Raw genomic sequence first — 21,535 nt, 5'->3', positions numbered from 1 at the left:
ATATATCGTCCTAGACGATGGATGAATCGAAAAAGGTCCGGCAAATCTGGACGGAGCTGGGCCTGCCCGGCATCGTCGACGTGCACACCCACTTCATGCCCAAGAACGTGATGGACAAGGTGTGGCAGTACTTCGACAGCCAGGGCCCGCTGATCGGCCGGGAATGGCCCATCACGTACCGCGCCGACGAGGCGCAGCGCGTCGCCACCCTGCGGGAGTTCGGCATCAGAAGGTTCACCTCGCTGATCTACCCGCACAAGCCGGACATGGCGGCCTGGCTCAACCAGTGGGCGCGAGGGTTCGCCCAGGACACCCCGGACTGCCTGGCCACCGCCACGTTCTACCCCGAGGAACAGGCCGCGAACTACGTCAGAGACGCCATCGCCGCAGGCACCCAGGTGTTCAAGGCCCACATCCAGGTGGGCAACTACGAGCCGAACGATCCCCTGCTCGACGAGGTCTGGGGCCAGATCGAGGATGCCGGTGTGCCGGTCGTCATCCATTGCGGTTCCGGCCCGGCGCCCGGCGACTTCACCGGCCCGGACCCGATCGCAAAACTGTTGAGCCGCTATCCGAGACTGCCGCTGATCGTGGCGCACATGGGGATGCCCGAGTACTCGGCGTTCCTCGATCTCGCCGAACGCTACGACGAGGTGCGGCTGGACACCACGATGGCGTTCACCCCGTTCGTCGAAGAGATGATGCCGTTCCCGACCGGCGAACTCAGCCGGCTGACGGCCCTGGGTGAGCACATCCTGTTCGGCAGCGATTTCCCGAACATCCCGTACGGGTACGCCGAGGCCATCCATCACCTGATCGACCTGCCCGGTGTCGACGACACCTGGCGCCGCAATGTTCTGCACGACAACGCCGCGAAGTTGTTCGGCCTGAGCTGAGCGGTTGGTTAGCATCGGCATCGTGGACCCGGACCCGGTCGAACCTCCGATCCCCGTTCCCGACGTTCCCGGCGGTGATGCCGGTGCGGGCGGCCTGCCTCGCCGGGCCGACCTGACCCTGCGGCAGAGAGCCATCGTCGACGCCTCCGCGATCGCCGACATCGCGTTGCGCACCGGGGTCGCCTCGATCGTCGCGACGTCGATGGTGCCGACCGCGCTGGCATCCATGCTGCACCCGTCGCAATCCCGAACCGAGAACGACCACATGCGGTTCTACGCCGACCTGGCTACCGCTCAAGATCCCGCGGTGTCGTTTCCGGCTCCCACCCGACCACCCCTGGTATCCACCCGCCGGGCCAATCCCATTGCCGAATTGATCGCGCACGGCCGGGTGGAGAACATCCGGTTCGACAGCAGCTTCACCGCGGTCAACCCCGGGATGCGCGACCTGTGCGGCGGGTTCGCCCGCAACAACGTTGTACGGGCACAACATTGGCGCCACGACGACGGGCCGCATCCCACGTTGTGTGTGATCCACGGCTTCATGGGGTCGCCGTACCTGGCGAACGGCCTGTTCCTGTCGTTGCCGTGGTTCTACCGCTCCGGCTACGACGTGTTGTTGTACACCTTGCCGTTTCACGGCCGCCGCGCCGAAAGATTCTCCCCGTTCAGCGGTTACGGATTCTTCTCCCACGGATTCGCCGGCTTCTCCGAGGCGATGGCCCAGGCCGTGCACGACTTCCGCTCGGTGATCGACTATCTGGAGTCCACCGGTGTCGACCGGATCGCCCTGACCGGCATCTCCCTGGGTGGCTTCACGTCGGCGCTGCTGGCCAGTGTGGACAACCGGATTCAAGCCGTGGTCCCGAATGTCCCTGTGGTGACCCCGGATCGCACGGTCGACGAGTGGTTCCCGGCCAATAAACTGGTGGCCCTGCAACGGCTCGTGGCAAGGACCGACCCGGCGTTGACGGAAGCGGCGGCACGCTACGCCTCACCGCTCAACTACCGTCCGCTGGTACCCAAGGAACGACGGCTCATCATCACCGGCCTCGGTGACCGGCTGGCCCCACCGCAGCAGGCCGAGATGCTGTGGGAACACTGGGATCGCTGCGCGTTCCACTGGTTCCCCGGCAACCACCTGCTGCACGTGAGCCAGCCGGACTACCTACGCCGGATGACCCGCTTCCTGCGGGATTTCATGTTCGACTGAGGCCTCGGCCGGTGCCAGCAGCGCCGCCGGCACCGCGGCCGGGGTGCCGTCCAGACGCTCCGAAGACAACGGGTTCAGCGCTGCCAACGCGGGACGATGCCGACCGGCGGTCGATTTCAGCCCGGCCAGCGGGGCCCGCCGCGGGGGACGCTCCGCGGTACGCAACGCCGCGCCCACCGTCAGCTGCGGTTGCGCCGGAGAGCCGGTGAATTCCAGTGCGGTCCAGGTTTCCTGGGCCGGCAGCGCACCCACCCCGGCCAACACGGCCTCCAGCTTGTCGCTGACGTTGACGCGGTATGCCGCAACGTATCCCGAGTCGTCCTTCACACCTCGCCAGGTTTCCTTGCCCGGCTCGGGCAGCGGAGAATCCACCCCGTCGACGAGGGTGACGGTCCAGCCCTGTTCCTGCAGATGGTCACGGAGCCGACGGCCGACGATTTCCGTGGTGTCCCGCAACGGGATCCGCGATGACCGGGCCCGCAACGCATCGAGATTGTCCACCGCCGCCACGGTCAGGCTGATCCAGCTACGCCGTGCGCCACCGGCATCGCGGTGAGTCACCCGGACCTTGTCGCAGCGGATGCCGTAGCGGTCCAGGTAGTTGACCACGACCGGAAGCTGGGCGGGGTCCGCGGGGTCGACCCGCAGCACGACGGTCTCCGAATCGAGCGCCGTCTCAGGCTGTTTCTTGGAAAGGTTGCGCCGCAACACCTCGAAGTGCCGGGCCACCCGGGTGGTCAGGAACATCCCGCCCCACCAGGCCAGCAGCAGCACCACCGCGGCGGCAGAGACGCCGAGCACCCAGCGTTCGGTGTTGGTCTGCCATGGCCGGGCCAGCACGGCCGCCACGACGAACAGGGATGCCAACGCAAGTCGGGCGGTCATGAGTGGTCCTTCCGTCGGTACGCGCTGAAGGCAACGGCCATGGCCGCCAGCGCAAGTGCTCCGGTGCCGGCGAATGCGACGATTCGCCCGGTGTTGTCCCGCGGGGCCGGTTCTTCCGGTGCGGCAATGGGTTTGCCTGCGGGAGCCTCCGGGCCGTCGAGCGGCATGTCGGCGACATCCCAGGTGAGCGCGGCGACCGGATCGACACCGCCGGCGCCGATCACGTTCGACGGTGAACGGGGAGCACCCTGGGCCGTCGTGGTCAGCCGGTGCACCACCTGGCGCGCGTTCAAATCAGGAAACTTGCTGCGCACCAATGCCGCAACGCCGGACACGTACGCCGCGGCGTAGCTGGTGCCGCTGAGCGGGACCATTTTGTCCTGATCGGTGGGCATGGCGTTGGACAATCCTCCGCCGGGCGCGTTGCTCACCGACGAGATGTGTTCGCCCGGGGCTGCGATTCCGACCCAGGGTCCGGGCATGGTGAATGCCGAAGGCTGACCGGTCGCGTTCAGGGCCCCGACCGACAGCACGTAGGGCTGCCACCACGAGGGGATGGACACCGAGGAGACGCCGCCCCAGTTGCGCGGATCATCGGGGGCACCCGACAACGGGTTGGATCCGCACGCCGATCCGGTGGTGACGCCGCCCTGCGTGTTTCCCGCGGCAGCCACGATCACCGCGTCTTTCTCGACCGCCGCATAACGCAGTGCCGCACCGAGTTCGTTCTGGTCGATGTGTTTGTCGGCCGGCATGCAGGTCACCACGGAGATGTTGATGACGCGCGCACCCATGTCGGCCGCGCGCACCACGGCCCGGGCCAGGCTGGCCACGTCGGCCGCTACGCGCGCCTCGGCCATATCGGCGCCGGCCGCGCGTGGCGAGAACCGCGGCGAGTTCTGCCGGATCGAGATCAGCCGGGCTTCGGGCGCTACACCGGAGAAGCCGTCGGCCCCGGGCTGCCCGGCAATGAGGCCGGCCACCGAGGTCCCGTGGCCGTCGCAGTCGGTCAGGCCGTCGGTCGACTCGATGAAGTCACCGCCGCCTTCGACGTGCGGCAGCCGGGGTCCCGGCTGCACACCGGTGTCGATGACAGCCACCGTCTGCCCCTGCCCACGGCTCTGCTTCCAGGCGCCGGACAGGTTGAGCGCCAACTGATTCGGGTTGACCGATCCGGGATCGGTACCAGGCAGCACACCCGTGGTGGCACACGCCGAACGCTGCGCCATCGCCCCCACCGGACCGGCGCTGCCGGCCGGCGGGGCGATCTGTGGATCGACCTCGGGCGGGCTGACGGCACCCGCCGACGGGGCGCCGACCAACAACACCAGACCGGTTGTGGCCAGAACACCCAGGCTCTTGTGGATCACCGATTCATCACCTGTCGAGAACGAGGCTGAACAGCCCGATGAGGAATGCCATCACCGGAATCAGCGATGCGTCGAGGCCGGTCGCCAGGAAGCCGACCAGGCGCCGCATCGGCAGCGAGTAGGTGTCCGGGGAGGCGGCCCGCGGGTTCAGCGCGGCGATGACCCACACCACGACCAGGCCGGCCAGTGCCGCCAGCGCGAACCAGGCAGCCTGGTAGCGGCCGTCGATTGCGAAGACCACCAACAAGACAACGGTCAGCAGGTAGGGATGGCCGAGCAGCCATGCCTTGCACGAGGCGGAGTCCCAGACCCGGGCCCGCAGGGCCGCGCCGAGTGCGGCAGCCACCACGATGTACCAGGCCCACGGCGACGCGGTCGGCGAGCCGACCAGGGCCACTGACCCGGCCACGCCGAGCAGCACGCCTGCGGCGATGACACCGGTCTGGTGCGACTGACTCACCCGGACCCGGCGCGGCAGGTCCGCCAACACCGAAAGCGGCTGCGCCGACGGGGACGGATCGCCCGGCGCCGGGATGACGGGCAGCGGGAAGCGAGCCCACATCGCGGACAGCTGGGCCGCCTGGACGGTGACCACCAGGGCGATGACGACCAGGGCACACCCGATCACCGTCGAGTTGATCACCCACAGCGAGGCCGCACCGGCGATCAGCAACACGCCGACTCCGGCGACCGTGGTCGCGGTGAACACCGCGATGCCCCGATCGTCGGGAGAGCTGGCCATGCTGATCAGGGACCATGCAGCCACTGCGGCCGCGGCCAGAAGGATGCTCGGCGCGCCGAATTCACCTGGCACACCGAGGGCGAACGCTGCGGCGACCGGGACGAGTGCGGTGACGGCCAGCGCGGTGGCCAGTGCCGGTGACCGGCCCCGCGTCGACAGCGCGGCGAGCACGGTGGCGATGGCGATGCCACCGACGACGAAGAGCCCGAGCAGTTCACCGGTCACCACGCGGTGGGCGACGCCCAGGCCCGTGCCGACCAGGATGAGCCCGATCAGGGCCAACGATGCGTAGCGCGCGATGTTCTCCGCGCCCCACGGACGCCGGCGGGCAGCCGAGAAGATCACGGCAGCGTCGGCGATGTCCTCGACGATGCGCGGGGCAGCCGGGCCGACGGGAACGGCTTGCAGGGCAAGCAGATCTCCGTCCACCACACCGACCGTGTCGAGCGTGGCATCCAGGCTGTATGGCGCGCCGCCAACCGGGGCCAGGCTGAGCCGCACCGGGTCCGGGGCGCTCGCTCCGTCGTCGCCCCCGGCGGGGAGCACGATGCGCTGGACCGCGGGCAGGATCTCGCGCAACGGCAGCTCGGACGGCAGGGCCATCTCGGTCAGCCGGCCACCGTCGTCTCCAGCGGCCAGCACGGCCACCCGAACGATCGGCATCACAGTGTTGTCGGACATTCCTATGCTTTCTGGGTTCTTCTCATGGAGCGTGAATCAGTGACCGCGAATTCGTCGAAGTCGCGGATGAGCGGCTGGTCGGGGAACCAGGAGCCGCTGGGCAGCGAGGCAGTGAGCCGCTCGATCGCCATCGCGATCGCCTCGGCCGTGCCTGCCGTAAAGGTCGAAATCCATTCCCCGTCGAAGGCTTTCGACGGGGACACCAGAATCCGGCCCTCGGGGGTGTCGATGATGCTGACTCCCACCTGGGTGGTGACCCGGTGACCGTCGCGGTGCTCTCCCGCGACGATCTCGACATAGGTTCGGCGGCCGTCGAACACCGATTCCACGATCGGCCGGGCCGAGGCCGGGACACCGAGGAATCCCAGCACTTCGATCAGCGGCGTGCCGTTGCGGATCTGTTCGTCGGCGCGGGCGCCGGCCGCGGCCGGCAGCGCGAACTCCTCGAACCGCGCCGGCCTGCGTTGCGACAGACCGGCGGTGAGCACCGGTACCAGGCCGTGGGGGTGGTTGATGTCCATCTCGGTGAACGTCACCAGCTGCGCGTTACGCAGCACGACAACGGACTTGCCGTCCAGGCTGTGCTGGTCGTCTCCTCGCGCAAGCCCTTGTCGGGCCACGATCCCGCGCAGCAGATCCCCCGGGCCTGAGACAAACCGCAGGTCGAGCCATTGGGTCGCCCGGCAGACCAGGCGAACCCATTGCGCCACCTGCGGATTGATCTCACCACTGCCGTCGAGCACACCCATCCGGGTCAGTTCAGCGGTCTGCTCGGCGGCAAAACCGAACCGCTGCGCCGGATCGCTGTAGGGCGGCGTGATGGCCAGCACCCACGGGAACGCTCCGGCGCCGAGTACCTCGGCGAGGTACCAGGCCTGGTCGGTGGTCAGCTCGACGGCGTTGGCTCCGGCACTCAACGCGCAGCCACCGGCATCAGCCCCACTTGGCCCCTTCGGCAGCGTCGCGCGCACTCATCGACATGGTGTTCATCTCGTGGGTGGACGCCATCGCCCGGTAGGCACGGGTCAGCTCTTCCATGGCCTGATTCCACTGGGCCTGCCAGGCCTGGTAGGTCATACCGGTGTCACCCTGCCAGGCGCTGCTCAGCGCGGCCTGCTCGGCGGCGATGTCCGCGCCGACGGCGTGCAGCGCACCCGAGTAGGTGTTCATCTCCCCGGCGTGAGCCAGCATGGCCGGGTAGTTGTACATGATCTGCGACATGAAAACTCCTGTATCCGTTGCTTGTTCGACTAGACCGAGGTGTAGGTGCTGGCGGCGGCGGCGTCCTGGGCGACGTAGGTGCTCGCGGCGTCACCGAGGTTGAGCTGCGCGATGTCGAGCAGCGCGTTGACCTTGGCCGACACCTCGACGAACCGGGCGTGGGCGGCCTGGAACGCGGCCGAGGCCTCACCCATGTGGTAGGCCTGCGAAGACATCGCGGCCTGCTCGGCCTGGGCGATGGTGCTGCGCATCAGCGCGGCCTTGGCGCCGAAGGCGGCCTCGGAGGCGATCAGCTGGGGGATGTGAGCGTCCAACAGACTCATGGTTTTTCCTTTCGGATCGTTGGTGGATGGTCATGCACGAGCGGTCTGGTCAGCTGCGGGAACCCCCTTCCGGATCACCCGGGGCCTCATCGGGGTCCCAGGAACCGGGCAGCATCGGCGAGACAGGGCTCTCGTCGAATCTCTCGCCGGCCAAGGTGGTCAGGCCGGCCGCGGTCGCATCGGATTTTGATTCGGTGCCGGTGAATCCCATGGTCCCGGCACCGCTTTCGGAGGCACGCACCCGTGGTTCCGGCTTCGGCGCCGGTTCCGGATCGGGCGCCTCGTAGTCCATGTAGGCATCCGCGTAAGCGTGGTCTTCGAGCGCCGCGCCCCGCTTGCGCCGACGCTTGCGGCGCGCGGCCAACGATGCCGCCACCCCGGAAGCCGCCGCGGGGATTCCGGAAGCCGGTGCCGAGGCAGTGGACTTGCCACCCACCGTCGGGCTGAAACCCTCGTCGGGGTCACTGCCCAGCACCGCATACGGAGCGAACGCCGCCGCGGCCGCCGGAGCCGGTGCCGCCGGGGCACCCGCCGCGGTAGCGGTACCAGCTGCGGGCGCACCGGCACCCACGGCGGTGCCACCGGGCGCGGGTAGGCCCGCCAAGGGGTACGACCGTTGTTGTTCGGCCAGCGGCGCGGGCTCGACGGGTGCATCTGCCGGGGCCGGATCGGCGGGCGGTTGCATGACGTGGTCGATCAGCAGCACCAGTCCGGTGATCCCCAGCGCCGCCAGTGCCGGGATCAGGAACGGCGACGCGAGGATCATGCCCCAGGTCGGCCAGCCCACCAGGTTGGTGAACACCTGGTATGCGACCGCTGACAACAACGGCCCCCAGGTACCCCACGCGCCGATCGGGTCGGTCATGAAGTCGTTGAGCAGCTTCTGCAGATTGCCGAGCGGATCTTTGAGGAAGTCGATGATGTCCTGCCCGCCCGGCACGTTCTGCAGGTACTGCTCGAGCAGGTCGGAGATGATGTTCGAATTCTCCATCGCCGAACCGGATTCGCTCGCCTGAGCCTGCGTCATCATCTGCTGCGCGTTGGCCGAAGCGGTACCCGCCTCCCCCGCACCGGGTTTGAGCAACATCGGTGACGGCGCGCTGGTCGGAGCCGCCATGACCGCAGCGCCTGAGACAGCCTGATAGGTGGCCATGGTGGTGGCCGCCTGAATCCACATCCGGACGTAATCGGCCTCATTGACCGCGATCGGAATCATGTTGATGCCGAAGAAGTTCGTAGCGATCAGGACGCCGTGCACAACGTGGTTCAGTGCCAGCTCGGGAAGCGTCGGCATGGCGGCCACCGCCGAGGTGTAGGCCGCGGCCGCGGTCTCGTGTTGCACCGCCACCGCGGCGCTGTTGGCACTCTGCTGCGCCAACCACGTCAGATACGGCCCGTGGGCCGCCACGTACTGCTCCGAGCTCGGGCCCTCCCACGACCCGGCTTGCACCCCACCCAGCACACTGGTGAGTTCTGCTGCCGCCGACGCGTATTCGGTGCTCAGTGACTGCCAGGCCCCCGCTGCGGCCAGCAACGGCCCGGCGCCCGGGCCGCTGGAAAGCAGCGTCGAGTGCACCTCGGGCGGTAGGGCCATCCAGATGGGGGCAGTCATGTCAGAGGCCGCGCGCAGTCAGGTAGGACGCAGCTGCCATCGCGTCACCGGTGACGTAGCTGGCACCGGACTCCCCGACGCCGACACCCGAGCGGCCGAGTTCCTCGACGCCCTGGGCAGCCAGCGCCGAGTGCTGGGCGCCGTGCGCGCTGAACCCGGTCGCGGTCTGCAGCGACACCGCGTCGGCGGCAGGTGGGATCACCGCCGAGACGACGGGGGCGGCAGCCGCGTGGGCGGCGGCCAGACGCGCGGTGAGCGCCTCGACGGCCGCGCTCGCGGCGGTCAATCCTTCCGGAACTACCCGCAATGTCATCAGAATTCCTTTCTCCCGTTGTTCACGGACAGTGCCGTGTCATCGATGAGTGGGTTGACGAGCTGGACGAACTCGGGCGCGTCGCCGTCGCCGAGCAACATGCCGCGTCCCGCGGGGAACCGGGCGAACCGGTGCCCGCGGAGCTTGCCGCTGTCGGCGGGATTGCCCGACAGCATCAGGGTGGTGGCTTGCAGATCATTGAGACGACGCAGCAGCGGCGCGGTCATCACGGCGTGTGCCGACCCGGTGGCGCGGGCGGTCACGATGACGCGCAGGCCGAGGTCGGTCGCCTCGGCCAACAGGTTCACGATGTTGGTCCACGGGCGCTGCCCCGCGAAGGGCCCGCTGATGGCGGGACCGTCGGGGATCTGGTCCACGTCGTCGATGATCAGGTAGTGGATGTGGCCATCCGTCCCGGTCCGCTGATTCCAGGCGCTGAGCTCCTGCGGGCTCAAACCGGCAGGCGGACGGCGCTTCTCGATGAGGGCCGACAGGCCCAGCATCGCCGGAAGCACGCGGTCGATGTTGGCGGTGTACTCGTTGTCCGGGAACAACGGCTCCTCCACCAGGTGCAGCCGTCGGTCGATGACGGTGAAGGCCACCTCGTCCGGCCGCGAGTTCTCGCGGATGGTCCGGATGATGTGCCGCAGCAGCGTCGTCTTGCCCGACCGGGTGTCGCCGAACACCGCGAGCAGCGGGTTCGTCTTGAAGTCGACCACGACCGGCGCCAGGTCCTCCTCGCGCTGTCCGATGACCACCTGCTCGGGCGCCGGGTACAGCGGCGCCAGCGCGGCCGGAGCCAGCGCGGTGGGCAGCAAGCGCACCGGCGGCGCGCTCTGTCCCGGGAACCGGGCGTTGATGACGGCGATGTCGCTCAACTGCGGCTCGGCGAACAGGAAGTGCTCGGCGGCCATGGTCAGGCCGCGACCCGGCTGATCGGCAGGCACCGACTCGGCCGGGCGCCGCAGCGCACCCACCACGCGCACGATGCTGTCGTGGCTGTCGTGCAGCTTGAGCTCCAGACGCAGGCCCAGGCCGTCACGCATCGCCAGCGGCACCTCCAGCCAGTTCGGCGTGGTGATGATGACGTGGATGCCGTAGGCCAGCCCGGTGTTGGCCAGCTCGGTCACCTTGGCCAGCAACGGGTTACGGGTGTTGAACGTGTCGGTGTTGTCCCGGCTGAAGGCGTAGAGGTTGTCGATGACCAAGAAGACTTCGCCGTATCCATCGGAATAGCTGCCCACCCGGCTGACGGCACCTTGGCGCTGACGGGCCTGCAGCAGCTGCTCGAGCTCACCGAAGGTCCGGCGGATGCGCTCGGGTTCCAGCGGGGTGGCCACGCTGCCGACGTGGGCCAGGTCCGCCAGACCGGCGAGCTGTCCGCCGCCGTAATCGAGGCAGTAGAAGCTCACTTCGCTCGGCGAGTGCAGCGCGGCGGCGGACAACACGAACGTCTGCAGCGCGGTCGACTTGCCCGAGCGCGGACCGCCGTGGATCAGCACGTTGGCTGCCGACGAGTTCGCGTCGTACACCAGCGCGTCCCGACGCATCTCGAACGGCTTGTCGATTTCACCCAGCGGCCAACGCAATTGGCCCGGCTCGATGTCGGTGTGCGCGAGCACGTCGTCGAGCGCGATCGCGTCGTCGAGCGGCGGCAGCCAGAGCTTGGGTGCCTGCGGGCCGTAGCTGGCCAGCTGGTCACCGATGGTGGCGATCAGCTTGCGCGGCGGCGCCACGTCGATTTCCGGCTCATTGGTGACGATGACCGTGTCGGGCTCGGGCTCGACCCGCGAGGCCGTGAACAGCTGCGGCTGCGGCAGAGCCCGCACCACGATCGACTTCTCGGCCCGCGGCGGGTCGTAGATGCCGTCGACGTAGGTACTGCGGAACTTGATGGGCACCGCACCGGGCGCAGGCACCAAGAAGCCCTCGCCCTTGTGCTCGCGTCCCGATTCGATGTGGTACGCGTCCTCGACCCCGATGATCTGACGGGAGATGCTGGGGCTGGACACCTTCAGGCCGATCCGGTACGACGTGTTCTTGTCGATGTCCTTGATCCGGCCCACGTCCAGCGTCTGCGATGCGAACAGGATGTGGATCCGGAACGAGCGACCCTTGCGCGCAACGTAATCGAAGAGATCCGCGTACTCGGGATGCTCGGCGAGCATCAAGGTGAACTCGTCGGCGACCACGAACAGCGTCGGCATCGGGGGTAAATCATGTCCGGCGGCGATGGCTGCCTCGTACTCGGTGACCGAGTTGAAGGCACTGCCCTGGACCCGGCGGCCGGCCTCCTTGAGCATCTGCTCGCGGCGGGCCACCTCACCGCGCAGGGTGTCGGCGAACCGATCGGCCAGTGATCGCTTCTCGGCCATGTTCGAGATGACCGCGACCACCTGAGGGAAGTTGCGGAAGATGTCGGCTCCCGCCTCACCCTTGAAGTCGGCGTAGATCACGATGAGCCGCTCGGCGGAGTGAGTGGTCAACAGCGACAACAGGATCGACATCAGGGTCTGGGACTTGCCCGAGCCGGTCATACCGATCATCAGGCCGTGCGGGCCCATGCCACCCTCGGCCTCGTCCTTGAGGTCGAAGTACAGCGGCTCACCGGTGGCGGTGACGCCGATCGGCACGCGAAGCTCGTCGTCGCGGTTCCGCGGTGCCCACAGGTCGGCAACGTCCAGCGCCGAGGCATCAGGGATGTCCAGCAGCGTTGTGAAGGTGGCGCCGCCGGTGGCGGTGGACCGCACGTAGCCCGGGTTGGAGTCCCAACGCGACAACCGGCGCGCGATGTGGGCGGCCGCGGCGGCCGACATCGCGTCGGCCTTGTCGACGTAGGGCTGCCATCCGTGGCTCTGCCACCGCTCGATCCGACCCTCGACCACCCGCAGGATGGGCCGCTCGGGATCGGGGTACTGCTCGCGGTTGGGCAGCGTCTCGCTGCGGTGGATCACGGTCACCCCGGTGAGGCCGGGCTTGCGCGCGATGTCGTCGGGGTCGGCATCCGGATCGTCGAGCACGACCAGCAGGTGCTTCAGCGCCTGGTCGGCCGCCGCCGGGAATGCCGGCCGTCCGGCCAGCGCCGAATCGAGTTGTCCGCGAAGCTCCGTCACCCCGGTGGTCAGGTACCGGGCCGGGCCGACACCGTCGGCCTGCGACGGAATATCCACGTGCGGCAGCCATTTCAGCCACGACCAGGTATCCGCGTCGACATCGGGCGAGGCCAGTGCCACCCCGAGCATGGTCGGGTCGTGCCAGGTGACGGCCTGGGCGATCCAGGCCCGCATGGCGGCACGGACTTCTTCGGCCTCACCGATCACGGTGATCCGGGCCAGCTTGGTGACGTCGATGCCGGTCGGGGCGTCGCGCACGGTGCGCTGCACGTCGAGCAGACCGCGAAGGGTGCTGTGCGACACCGGTTCCAGGTCGATCTCGTCGGCGGTGTCCTTGACCTTCAGCGCGGCATCAAGCGGCACGTCGTGCAGCCCGGCGCGCAGCACCAGGAAGTCACGGTCGCGCGGGTCGCGTTCCCACTGCCGGCGGGTGCCCGGGATGACGGCCAGGGCCTCGGGCTCGGGGTGGGACCACTCCAGCGCCGCGCGCTGCTCGCCGGCGTGGGCACGAACGTTGTCGCGGACCACCGACAGGTAACGCAGGTAGTCGGCGCGCTCGGCGTCGACCTCCTCGGTGCGCATCTTGTTGTCCGAGCCGCGGTAGAGCGCGGTCGCGGCCAGCAGCAGCACGAACGGGAAGAACAGCGTCGTCGGAGAGATCATCCGCATACCGGTGGCCACCAACGCCACAATCATGCCCACGATCAGGATGACGATCAGGAACGGCAGCACCCGGCGCAGCAGCGACGGCGGAACGACCCGCGGCAACTGCGGCGGCGGTTCGATGGTGATGGTGCCCTTGCGGGTGGTCGGCGGAGCCAGCCTGCGCTGGTGCTCGAAAATCAGCCGGCTCATCGTTGTTCTCTCTTCTTCGCGCAAGCGCTCATCGGACGGCCTCCAGCGCCACAGCATTGGCGTTCGACGACAACGCATCGTGTGCGGTCAGGGCGTCGCCACGGGACAGGGTCGGGCCGGCAGCGAACTGCGTCAGGATCGACCACGGAATGGGCAGGGCGGGCGAGGTGAGACCAAGCGCGGCAAGGGTTTTGTCGTTGTCACCGCTGGTCTCGATGCCGTAGCGCACACCGGTGTCGCTGACCCAGAACTGTGAGCCTGCGGTCGGCGATCCGGGCTCGGCGCCCACGGTCTGCACCAGGTACCCGGTTCCTGGCGCCAATGCGACGCGGCTGGCGGCGCCGTTGGCGCCCGCGCCGACCAGGTCGACGGTGCGCTGACCGGCAGGCACGGGCAGAGCCGCACCGGACAACAGGCTCAGGCGGCTCTCGGTCGCGCCGGCCGGCTTGCTCCACTGGGCACAGGTCACCGGGGCCGCCGAAGCGGACACCAGCTTGAGCGGCTGGTCCGGGTAGGCACCGGTGTCGATGCCGCGGGCCACCGGGGTACGCGCGATCTCATCGACTCCGAGCCGCGGCGGCTGTTGCAGCCCAAAGGAATCGGTGTTGCGCATGATCGAGGCGAGCACCGGGGAGATCGGCTGCAGACCGTCGGAGTGCACCGCGTAGTAGCGCACGGTGTTGTCAGCCTCGGCGGCCGAGACCACCGCACCCACCGGCGCCGGGGTCGACAGCTCGAACTGCGCCGGTGCACCCGCGCCGGCGATCGCAGGCGCGCTCAGTGCGGGCGCCTCGGGGATCGCGTTGAACAGGCCCGCCGCGATCGGCCGCGGGGCGGGGATGTCGGCGCCGAAACCGAGCGCATCGGTGACCGCACGGTTGTTCACGTCGATCGAGCTGCGCTTGCCGTCCCACAGCAGCCAGTCACCCGGGGTGGGGCCGCCGCTGTGGTGTACGAGCACCGCCTGGTCCGCGGTGAACGGCACGGCCCGCTCCTCACCGGAACCGAGCGTTCCCGCGATCACGGTCACGCCGGCGGAGGCACCCGAATTGCTGTCGCAGACAGTCCAATCCGCGTCGGCGCGGGTGCTCTGCACCATCCGCTCCGGCGCTCCCGGGATGCCCAGCAGGTTGCCGCGGGGGAACTTGTCGATCTCGCTGGTCTTGACGGTGGTCGGGTTGTCCGCCTTGCCGGTGATCAACCGTGCCGAGGTCAGGTTGAGCACCGGATGCAGCTGCTCCCCGACCCGCACGTACAGGGCCGCGGTCGACCGATCGGCGAGCACCGCGTCGTTTCCGGCCGCTCCGCCGGGCCGGACCAGCGAGAAGATGAAGCACCCGATCAGGCCGGTTACCAGGATCAGCGCACCGGTCATCACCGCGCGGCTCTGCGTGCGCAGCGGGTCCACCAGCATGCGGGTGTCGTGCAGTGCGACGCCAGAAGCGATGCGGCGCATGACAAACCGCCAGCCGGTGACCTGGTGGCGGGTGACGAAGCCGCGGCGGTACTGCACACCGTCGGGGTTCTCGTTGTTCGGCGTACGGGAGCTGAAAGACCGCCGCTCTGAGTACATCCTCTCCTCGCGCAAGCGCTCGTCGGAAGAAGATCCCGGCGCGGTCATGCCGGCACCGACAAGCCCAGGCCACGCAGCAGCGGGGCAGCCGAATTGTTCACGTCACCGGCAGTGATCGTCATCATCTCCTCGTCGGTGAAGTCGTCCTGGTCGGAATGATCGAGGCGGTACTCACGCTCCTCCTCGGAACGCTCCACCAGGTTGCGGACGAAGCGGCCGTTACCGGCGATGTCGAGGCTGCGCCGCTGCACGCCTGCGGCGTCGGGCATGGTGGCCTCCGCCAGATGGCCGAACAACTTCTCCATCTCGTCATGGGCGGCCTTCTCGAAGGTGCTGTCGCGCTTCTCGGCCATCCGCTCGGCGATCTCGACGAGTTCGGACGACGAGTACGACGGGAAGTCGATGCTGCGCGTGAATCGGGATCGCAGACCCTCGTTGGTGTCCAGGAACATGTCGAGGTCCTTGCGGTAGCCCGCGACGATCACCACGAGCCGGTCGCGGTCATTCTCCATGCGGGCCAGCAGCGTGTCGATGGCGACCAGACCGAAGTCGTTCTTGGCGCCGGTGGACACCAGTGCGTAGGCCTCGTCGAGGAACAGCACACCGTCCAGCGCGCTGTCGATGATGGCGTTGGTCTTCGCCTCGGTTTCACCGATGTGCTGGCCGATCAGGTCGGCACGGTGCACCTCGCGGACCGTCTCCTTCTTGAGAAGGCCAAGGCCGCAATAGATCTTGGCGACGACGCGGGCGATGGTGGTCTTACCCGTGCCGGGAGGGCCTGCGAACACCAGGTGGTTGGTGCGCTGGGCCACGGCCAGCCCGCGTTCCTGGCGGCGGATCGACATGGCCACCGAGCTCTTGAGCCGGGCCACCTGGAACTTCACTTCTTCCAGGCCGATGAACTCGGCCAACTCGGCTTCGGCCTCGACGAGCAGATGCGCCTTGCGTTCCTTGGCTCCCGGATCGACGAAGTCCGACTCCGACGGTTCGGTCTCGGGGTCCCAGGGATCGGTGCGGGCGTCGATGCGTGCCGCGTTGGTGATCAGCAGCCCGAAAGATGTATCCAGCAGGGCTTCTTCAACCTGCTTGTTCTCCGGGTGCGCGGCGAAGAGGTCCTGCAGTACTTCGCCTGCGTCCTCGTCCTCGCCCTGCGCGCGCAGGGTCAGCGCCTTGGCCAGTGCGCCGTCGAGCGCCGCTACCGCGATCGGACCGGACGGGTCCTCCAGGTAGGACAGCGCGGGTGCCAGCATGCCGAGGCGTGCCAGCGCGATGCCCAGGGTGGTGCGTGCGGCGTGCGCGGTGACCTCGTCGAGCGACGGGTTGGTGACCACCGGGGTCAGCAGCCGCACGACGTCGCCCCAGCGTTCGGCGTGGTGGTTGAACGTGACCCGCAGCCAGGTGGCGTTGAGCCACCCGGGACGACGGGCCAGCAGTTCGGCCACCAGCGCGTCAGCCTCGGCACGCGCACCCGAGGCATAACGCCGCGCGGCGTAGGCGAGCTGGAAGTCGTCCACGTCAGCAGCCCGGAACTGCAGGTACAGGCCGCTGTCGTAGGTGAACCCGAGGTCGCCGGCCGCCAGGTCGATCTCGCGCTGCAGCAGACCGGCGCTGCCCCGGGTCCGCCACACCGCGTCGATGACCGGTCCGGACACGTCGCCTGCGGCGGCCAGGCCCGTCCAGGCGTCACAGTGGTCATGCGCGATACGTGTCAGACCAGCAAAGCCGGTCCGGGCCGCGTCGGCATCGGCCGGCCGTTGCCGGTCGTTCACCGTCAAGCCCAGCGCACGACAACATGTGGCGAAGCGGCTGATCACATCGCGATCGAGCCGGGGCGCTCCCTGTGTTGGAGCCGCAAGCGTGTCACTACCCATATGCGTGCACGGGAGCCACTGAGCCCCCGAATCTCTCCCTTATGTATGGCTAAGCTAACTTTTGCTGAAGTTAGCATTGCATAACTTAAGTGTCGAGAGGCACGTACTCGCACTAGGTGGTGAACTGCCTCACCTTTTGGTCGCGGAAACCAGCGTGATAGTTCCCGTCATCCCGCCGGCTTCGGACTCGGGATCGGGCACGGGCCGACCCACCTCGGCCAGATACTGATGCAGCGGTGTCGCCGTCGCATCCCAGCCCCGCGACCCGAACCACTGTTCAGCGGGCGCATGTTGCTGGTTGTACACGAGCGTGAAAAAGGCGTTCTCCTCACCGGAGGACACCGCTTCGGCACGCTTGGCCTCGAACGCCTCGTCCGGCATCGGAACCGCCTCCTCGATGCCGACGAAGCTGCCCGGCGCGGCCAGCGCATCGATTCCAGCAAACAGCTGTTCCTGTGCTGTGGCGGGCAGATAGATCAACAATCCCTCAGCGATCCAGGCCGACGGGCGCGACGGATCGAAGCCGTTCTCCTGCAGGGCCCGCGGCCAGTCGTCGCGCAGATCGACCGCGATCTCACGCCGTTCGGCCGTCGGCGTCTCGTCGAGCTCGGCGATGGTGTCGCGCTTGAATTCGAGCACCCGGGGCTGGTCCAACTCGTACACCACGGTGCCGTCGGCCCACGGTAGCCGGTAGGCCCGGGAGTCCAGGCCCGCCGCCAGCAGCACCACCTGCTGCACCCCTGCCTCGATGGCCCGGGTGAAGTACTCGTCGAAGTACTTCGTGCGGGCGCCCTGGAAATTGACGAAGTTCTCGCCGAACTCGGTCTGCAGCGGATGCTCGGGGTCGGTGCCCTCGACCGCGGTCGCCCACTCGCCCCCGATCCTGCGGCAGAACACCTCCGCGTACTTGTCGACGGCAAGCGGATCGGCCTTCCGCGCCTCCAATGCCCTTGACGCAGCGACAAATAACGCCGTCTGCCCCACGCTCGTGGTGATATCCCAGTTGTCTGTGTCTGTTCGTCCGGTGCTCACCCGCGCGAGGCTACGCCGCGATTCTGACAGCTACACCAAGGGACGACCGGTGCGGATCCGCCAGTCGAGGTCTTTGAGCAACACGTTGAAGGGGAATTGCCGCAGGAACGACGGCAGCACGTCGTTGATCGTGCGCAGCACCCTGATCAGCTGGTCGAACCGCTTCTGACTCTTGGCGTCCCACGGCAGCTGCATCTCGTCGCGGAACCGCTGCGGCAGAAAGCCCGTGGTGATCAGCAGGGCCACCGCGTCGAGCCGGCGCTGCACCGCGCGGGGCAGCTTCGGATTCTTCGGCCGGCCCGCGGCGATCGGGTACAGGTAACCGCGCACGGTGTCGTCGATGTGCAGCTTCTCCAGCGACTCTTCCCAGTACCTGTCGAATGCGGCCCGGTCGGCCGGCCACATTTCCTCGGGTACCTGCAGCGTGGTGCCCATCGTGACGCTCTCGCGGTAGTGGCGGTCGGCGGTCTCGTCGTCCAACTCGCCGACGAACATCCGGAACACGTCGACCCCGCCCTTGTAGAGGCACGCGGCCACCCACAGCTGCAGGTTCTTGTCGAAGGCGTTGTACTTCACCGGGCTGTCCTCGGTGGAATACACCTGCGCATGGGCCTTGTTGACCGCGCGCCGGTAGGCCGCCTTCTGGGCGTCGGAACCGCGGGTGGCCACGGCCAGGTACGTGAACGTGGTCCTGGCCCGCTTGATCGGGTGCAGGTCGGTGCGGCCGCTGTCGACGCGACTCTCGACGACGCCGTAACCGACGCCCGGGTTGGCCAGCTGCATGATCACGTTCGCCGGGCCGGCCAGCAGCGCCACACCCATCAGCCCGTCGTCGAAGCTCGCGGCCCGCCGGCGACGCTTGGGCGCAGCCCCGGGCCGCGACGGGTCGTTCATCGCCCGTTCGACGTGCGGGATCGGTTCGCTGACCGTCATGGCCACCCCTTCTAAAACTGAGAACGTGTGATTCCTGATATTGGCCTGCCGGCCTGACGGGTGTCAAGATGTTGTGGTGAAGCAGGTTCGCCCGTACCGCGGCATCGAGGCAGCCGACCGCCTCGCGCAACGGCGCAGCCAGCTACTGGAGGCGGGACTTGACCTGCTCGGCGCCGAGGACGGTGAGGTGACGGTGCGCGCCGTCTGCCGCACCGCAGGCCTGGCGGCGCGGTATTTCTACGAGAGCTTCGCCGACAAGGACGACTTCATCGGCGCGGTCTACGACTGGGTGATCGCCGATATCGCGACGTCGACGCAGGCCGCCGTCGACGCCGTTCCGCTGGCCGAGCAGACCATGGCCGGAATGGCGAACATCGTGCACCTGATCGCTCAGGACCGCCGGATCGGGCGGTTGCTGTTCAGCGTCAAGCTGTCCAACGAGGTCTTGACCCGCAAGCGCGTCCAATCCACGGCGCTGTTCGCCACGCTGCTCGGTCAGCACGCCGGCGATGCCCTGCAGCTGCCGGCCAATGACTACCTCAAGGCCACGTCATATTTCGCGGTCGGCGGGGTGACCCAGACGATCAGCGCCTGGCTGTCCGGTGAGATCGCACTGACCCCCGAACAGCTCATCAACCAGTTGCGCTCGATGCTCGACGCAGTCGCCGGCATGCAACAACCGGGGAGCTGACGTGCCGGGCCCGGTGTTGCTCCGTCCCGACCCCGCGCTGGCCGCCCACATCCAATTCTTCGGGTACTGGCAGAACACCCAGGCCACGACCCATCGCAGCCGTGCGCTCCCCCGCGGGGCCGCAACCGTCATCATCGATCTCGGTTCGCAGGACCAGATCGACTTCTACGCGGCCGACGGCACCACCCACCTTGATGTCGGCGCCGCCTTCATCGCCGGGGCCGGCGTCACCTCCTACGTCACCCAGATCGACCCGGCACAGACCGTGCTGACCATCCACTTCCGCCCGGGCGGCGCCTCGGCGTTCCTGCCCGCCCCGCTGCACGACCTCGAGGACGAATGCGTCAGCCTGGAGGCGATCTGGGGCCGCGCCGCGTCGAACCTGCGCGCCCGCCTGATCGATGCGAGGTCCATCCGGGAGCGCGCGGCCCTGGTGGAGTCATTTCTGTTGGCGCGCATGAGATCCCGTGACCCTGACGTGGCTGTGGTCCTGCAGGAAGCCGAACGCAGGCCCTCGCTTCGGGTGGCCGAGGCGTGCACCCTGACCGGGCTGTCGGCCCGACGGCTGATCTCGGCGTTCCGGTCCGAGGTGGGCCTGACGCCCAAGACTTACCTGCGGGTGCGCCGGTTCCAGGCCGCGATGAGACTGCTCGATGCGGGAGACGTCCGCGGTGCCCGGATCGCCACCGATCTCGGATACTTCGACCAGGCGCACTTCGTCCGGGAGTTTCGATCGTTCACCGCCATGACGCCGACGCAGTACACCCAGCGCCGCACCTGGCTGCCCAGCCATGTGGGCGTCAGCGCCGACCCGTGAACTCCCGCGTCACCGACGGCTCCCAGCCGGGATCGCCCGTGCCGGCGTAACGGACCCAGGCACTGTGCATCTCGGCCGCCAAGGCGGGCGGCGGATCACCGGGGCCCAGCAGTGCGCCGGGGCCGCGCAGCGACTCCATCCCGATCCGGTCGAACACGAACGGCAACTCCACCGCGTGGGCCGCACCCAGCGCGCCGTCCACAGCTTCGGAGCGCCAGGAGAATTCGTAGCGGTGCGTCGCAGCCCCGCCCAATCGCGCATGGGCCTGCGCGGTCCGGTCGCTGCCGGTCCGGAACAGCGCGTCGCCGAGGATCGCCGAGCGCAGTCGCCCCCAGCTCGCCCGCGGAAAACGCGTGCGGTACCGCTGGATCAGCGCGGACGGGTCTGGGTCCACCCGCGCCGCCAGCCGCTCGACGTCGTCGCGGGTGGATGAATCGAGGTGGCCTTGCGGCACCAGGTACAAGTTCCCCTCCTCGGTGTTGGTCCCGACGAGGAGCGCCACGTCGGGATGGAGCCGCCGGGCCGGCTGGTCGGCCAGCACCAGGCTGAACGGACTCAATCCCAGCAGCGGGTCGAGCTGTCCTTCGGTGCGCAGATCGAGCCCGGACAGCTCGGGTACCACGTCGACGAGCTGTTCGTCGGAGAGCCGGTCGAAAGCGGCCCGCGTCGGCTCGACACCTAGCGCCTCGGCCGCCACCCTCGTCACCCGCCCCGCCTGTTCCGGGCTGAACGCACCGAACCCGTTGCCACTCTGCATGATTGCCCGGCAAACCAAACGCTGCACACCAGGTGTGGCGAGCACTCCCGCAGTGACCGTCGCACCGGCGGACTGACCGAACAAGGTGACATTGCCGGGATCGCCACCGAACGCCTCGATGTTGTCCTGCACCCAGGCCAGCGCGGCCAACACGTCGAGCAGGCCTCGGTTGCGCACCGCGCCTGGCAGATCGAGGAAACCAATGACACCGAGCCGGTAGGTGACAGTCACCAGAACGACGCCGTCGCGGGCGAATGCGGTGCCGTCGTAGAGCGGCGAGCGGGTGCCGCCGGCGACGAAGCCACCCCCATGGACGAACACCATGACGGGTCGGCGATGTGCGCCAGGCGGAGCCCAGACATTGACCGTGAGGTAGTCGTGCCCGCGAACCCAACCCGGACCGAAGAACGGTGACATGTCCAACCGCCCGAAGCCGCTACGCGGCGCCTGCGGTGCGGTCGGTCCGGGCCTGGTGGCGTCGCGTACGTCGCGCCACGGTTCGGGACCACGCGGAGCCGCGAAGCGCCCGCCGACGACAGGTGGTGCGGCGTAAGGAATTCCGAGGAATGTCCGGGCCTCTGCGGTCTGGAATCCACGCACGGCGCCGGCGGTCGTCTCGACGATCGGATCTGTCACC

At 68.4% G+C, this 21,535-nt stretch carries 18 protein-coding genes; 4 read left to right on the top strand and 14 right to left on the bottom strand.

The features are described 5' to 3' along the window. Nucleotides 1–17 precede the first annotated feature (17 nt). Together G6N57_RS08705 and G6N57_RS08700 are read left to right on the top strand one after the other, a co-directional pair. Nucleotides 18–896, top strand: a complete 879-nt coding sequence (locus G6N57_RS08705) for an amidohydrolase family protein (RefSeq protein WP_077740095.1) — start codon at nucleotides 18–20, stop codon at nucleotides 894–896. 22 nt (nucleotides 897–918) lie between these two features. Beyond that, a complete protein-coding gene (locus G6N57_RS08700) occupies nucleotides 919–2,109 on the top strand; it encodes an alpha/beta hydrolase family protein (protein ID WP_077740094.1) in 1,191 nt (396 codons plus the stop codon). Here the strand turns inward: G6N57_RS08700 and eccE are convergent. The 13 genes from eccE to G6N57_RS08635 form a co-directional block, all read right to left on the bottom strand. Beyond that, entirely contained in the window at nucleotides 2,065–2,994 is a 930-nt protein-coding gene (gene eccE, locus G6N57_RS08695; RefSeq protein WP_077740093.1) for a type VII secretion protein EccE, read from the bottom strand. The genes G6N57_RS08700 and eccE overlap by 45 nt on opposite strands. Then, the gene (mycP, locus tag G6N57_RS08690; protein WP_097925836.1) at nucleotides 2,991–4,364 is read right to left on the bottom strand and encodes a type VII secretion-associated serine protease mycosin; all 1,374 of its coding nucleotides are present in this window, start codon (nucleotides 4,362–4,364) and stop codon (nucleotides 2,991–2,993) included. Before mycP ends, eccE begins: the two co-directional genes overlap by 4 nt. 7 nt (nucleotides 4,365–4,371) lie before the next feature. After that, nucleotides 4,372–5,787 carry a type VII secretion integral membrane protein EccD gene (gene eccD, locus G6N57_RS08685; RefSeq protein ID WP_077740091.1) on the bottom strand — a complete coding sequence of 472 codons (1,416 nt, stop codon included), beginning with the start codon at nucleotides 5,785–5,787 and terminating at the stop codon, nucleotides 4,372–4,374. Between the two features lie 2 nt (nucleotides 5,788–5,789). Beyond that, entirely contained in the window at nucleotides 5,790–6,704 is a 915-nt protein-coding gene (locus G6N57_RS08680; protein ID WP_077740090.1) for an ESX secretion-associated protein EspG, read from the bottom strand. A gap of 16 nt (nucleotides 6,705–6,720) precedes the next feature. Next, nucleotides 6,721–7,008 carry a WXG100 family type VII secretion target gene (locus G6N57_RS08675; protein ID WP_019342950.1) on the bottom strand — a complete coding sequence of 96 codons (288 nt, stop codon included), beginning with the start codon at nucleotides 7,006–7,008 and terminating at the stop codon, nucleotides 6,721–6,723. A 29-nt stretch (nucleotides 7,009–7,037) separates the two neighbouring features. Further along, nucleotides 7,038–7,331, bottom strand: coding sequence for a type VII secretion system protein EsxG (gene esxG, locus G6N57_RS08670; RefSeq protein WP_019342949.1), 294 nt, complete (start codon nucleotides 7,329–7,331; stop codon nucleotides 7,038–7,040). Nucleotides 7,332–7,380: 49 nt separating this feature from the next. Further along, complete coding sequence (locus G6N57_RS08665) at nucleotides 7,381–8,943, bottom strand: PPE family protein (protein WP_077740089.1); 1,563 nt, start codon at nucleotides 8,941–8,943, stop codon at nucleotides 7,381–7,383. Nucleotide 8,944: 1 nt separating this feature from the next. Then, the gene (locus G6N57_RS08660) at nucleotides 8,945–9,256 is read right to left on the bottom strand and encodes a PE family protein (RefSeq protein WP_077740088.1); all 312 of its coding nucleotides are present in this window, start codon (nucleotides 9,254–9,256) and stop codon (nucleotides 8,945–8,947) included. Then, nucleotides 9,256–13,224, bottom strand: a complete 3,969-nt coding sequence (eccCa, locus tag G6N57_RS08655) for a type VII secretion protein EccCa (protein WP_077740087.1) — start codon at nucleotides 13,222–13,224, stop codon at nucleotides 9,256–9,258. Before eccCa ends, G6N57_RS08660 begins: the two co-directional genes overlap by 1 nt. 28 nt (nucleotides 13,225–13,252) lie before the next feature. After that, the gene (gene eccB / locus G6N57_RS08650; RefSeq protein WP_272936933.1) at nucleotides 13,253–14,845 is read right to left on the bottom strand and encodes a type VII secretion protein EccB; all 1,593 of its coding nucleotides are present in this window, start codon (nucleotides 14,843–14,845) and stop codon (nucleotides 13,253–13,255) included. Then, complete coding sequence (eccA, locus tag G6N57_RS08645; protein WP_077740085.1) at nucleotides 14,842–16,611, bottom strand: type VII secretion AAA-ATPase EccA; 1,770 nt, start codon at nucleotides 16,609–16,611, stop codon at nucleotides 14,842–14,844. Before eccA ends, eccB begins: the two co-directional genes overlap by 4 nt. A 186-nt stretch (nucleotides 16,612–16,797) precedes the next feature. Then, the gene (locus G6N57_RS08640) at nucleotides 16,798–17,700 is read right to left on the bottom strand and encodes a class I SAM-dependent methyltransferase (protein ID WP_077740084.1); all 903 of its coding nucleotides are present in this window, start codon (nucleotides 17,698–17,700) and stop codon (nucleotides 16,798–16,800) included. Between the two features lie 30 nt (nucleotides 17,701–17,730). Then, nucleotides 17,731–18,633, bottom strand: a complete 903-nt coding sequence (locus G6N57_RS08635) for an oxygenase MpaB family protein (protein ID WP_077740083.1) — start codon at nucleotides 18,631–18,633, stop codon at nucleotides 17,731–17,733. Between the two features lie 73 nt (nucleotides 18,634–18,706). Here G6N57_RS08635 and G6N57_RS08630 point away from each other — a divergent pair, with 73 nt between their 5' ends. Beyond that, a complete protein-coding gene (locus G6N57_RS08630; protein WP_234815621.1) occupies nucleotides 18,707–19,324 on the top strand; it encodes a TetR/AcrR family transcriptional regulator in 618 nt (205 codons plus the stop codon). A gap of 1 nt (nucleotide 19,325) precedes the next feature. After that, complete coding sequence (locus G6N57_RS08625) at nucleotides 19,326–20,141, top strand: helix-turn-helix domain-containing protein (protein WP_077740082.1); 816 nt, start codon at nucleotides 19,326–19,328, stop codon at nucleotides 20,139–20,141. Here G6N57_RS08625 and G6N57_RS08620 read toward each other — a convergent pair. After that, nucleotides 20,125–21,534 (bottom strand): carboxylesterase/lipase family protein, encoded by a 1,410-nt coding sequence (locus G6N57_RS08620; RefSeq protein ID WP_077740081.1) that lies wholly within the window; start codon nucleotides 21,532–21,534, stop codon nucleotides 20,125–20,127. The two genes, G6N57_RS08625 and G6N57_RS08620, sit on opposite strands and share 17 nt — an antisense overlap. Nucleotide 21,535: the final 1 nt, after the last annotated feature.

Source organism: Mycolicibacterium boenickei, assembly GCF_010731295.1.
GTDB lineage: Bacteria > Actinomycetota > Actinomycetes > Mycobacteriales > Mycobacteriaceae > Mycobacterium > Mycobacterium boenickei.
This window is presented reverse-complemented; position numbering and strand designations above follow the sequence as displayed.

Excerpts from the sequence above, each read along its gene's own strand:
- G6N57_RS08705 (WP_077740095.1), top strand. The coding sequence starts at position 18 with ATGGATGAATCGAAAAAGGTCCGGCAAATCTGGACGGAGCTGGGCCTG.
- eccE (WP_077740093.1), bottom strand. The coding sequence starts at position 2,994 with ATGACCGCCCGACTTGCGTTGGCATCCCTGTTCGTCGTGGCGGCCGTG.
- eccD (WP_077740091.1), bottom strand. The coding sequence starts at position 5,787 with ATGTCCGACAACACTGTGATGCCGATCGTTCGGGTGGCCGTGCTGGCC.
- G6N57_RS08675 (WP_019342950.1), bottom strand. The coding sequence starts at position 7,008 with ATGTCGCAGATCATGTACAACTACCCGGCCATGCTGGCTCACGCCGGG.
- esxG (WP_019342949.1), bottom strand. The coding sequence starts at position 7,331 with ATGAGTCTGTTGGACGCTCACATCCCCCAGCTGATCGCCTCCGAGGCC.
- G6N57_RS08665 (WP_077740089.1), bottom strand. The coding sequence starts at position 8,943 with ATGACTGCCCCCATCTGGATGGCCCTACCGCCCGAGGTGCACTCGACG.
- G6N57_RS08660 (WP_077740088.1), bottom strand. The coding sequence starts at position 9,256 with ATGACATTGCGGGTAGTTCCGGAAGGATTGACCGCCGCGAGCGCGGCC.
- eccCa (WP_077740087.1), bottom strand. The coding sequence starts at position 13,224 with ATGAGCCGGCTGATTTTCGAGCACCAGCGCAGGCTGGCTCCGCCGACC.
- eccB (WP_272936933.1), bottom strand. The coding sequence starts at position 14,845 with ATGACCGCGCCGGGATCTTCTTCCGACGAGCGCTTGCGCGAGGAGAGG.
- G6N57_RS08635 (WP_077740083.1), bottom strand. The coding sequence starts at position 18,633 with ATGACGGTCAGCGAACCGATCCCGCACGTCGAACGGGCGATGAACGAC.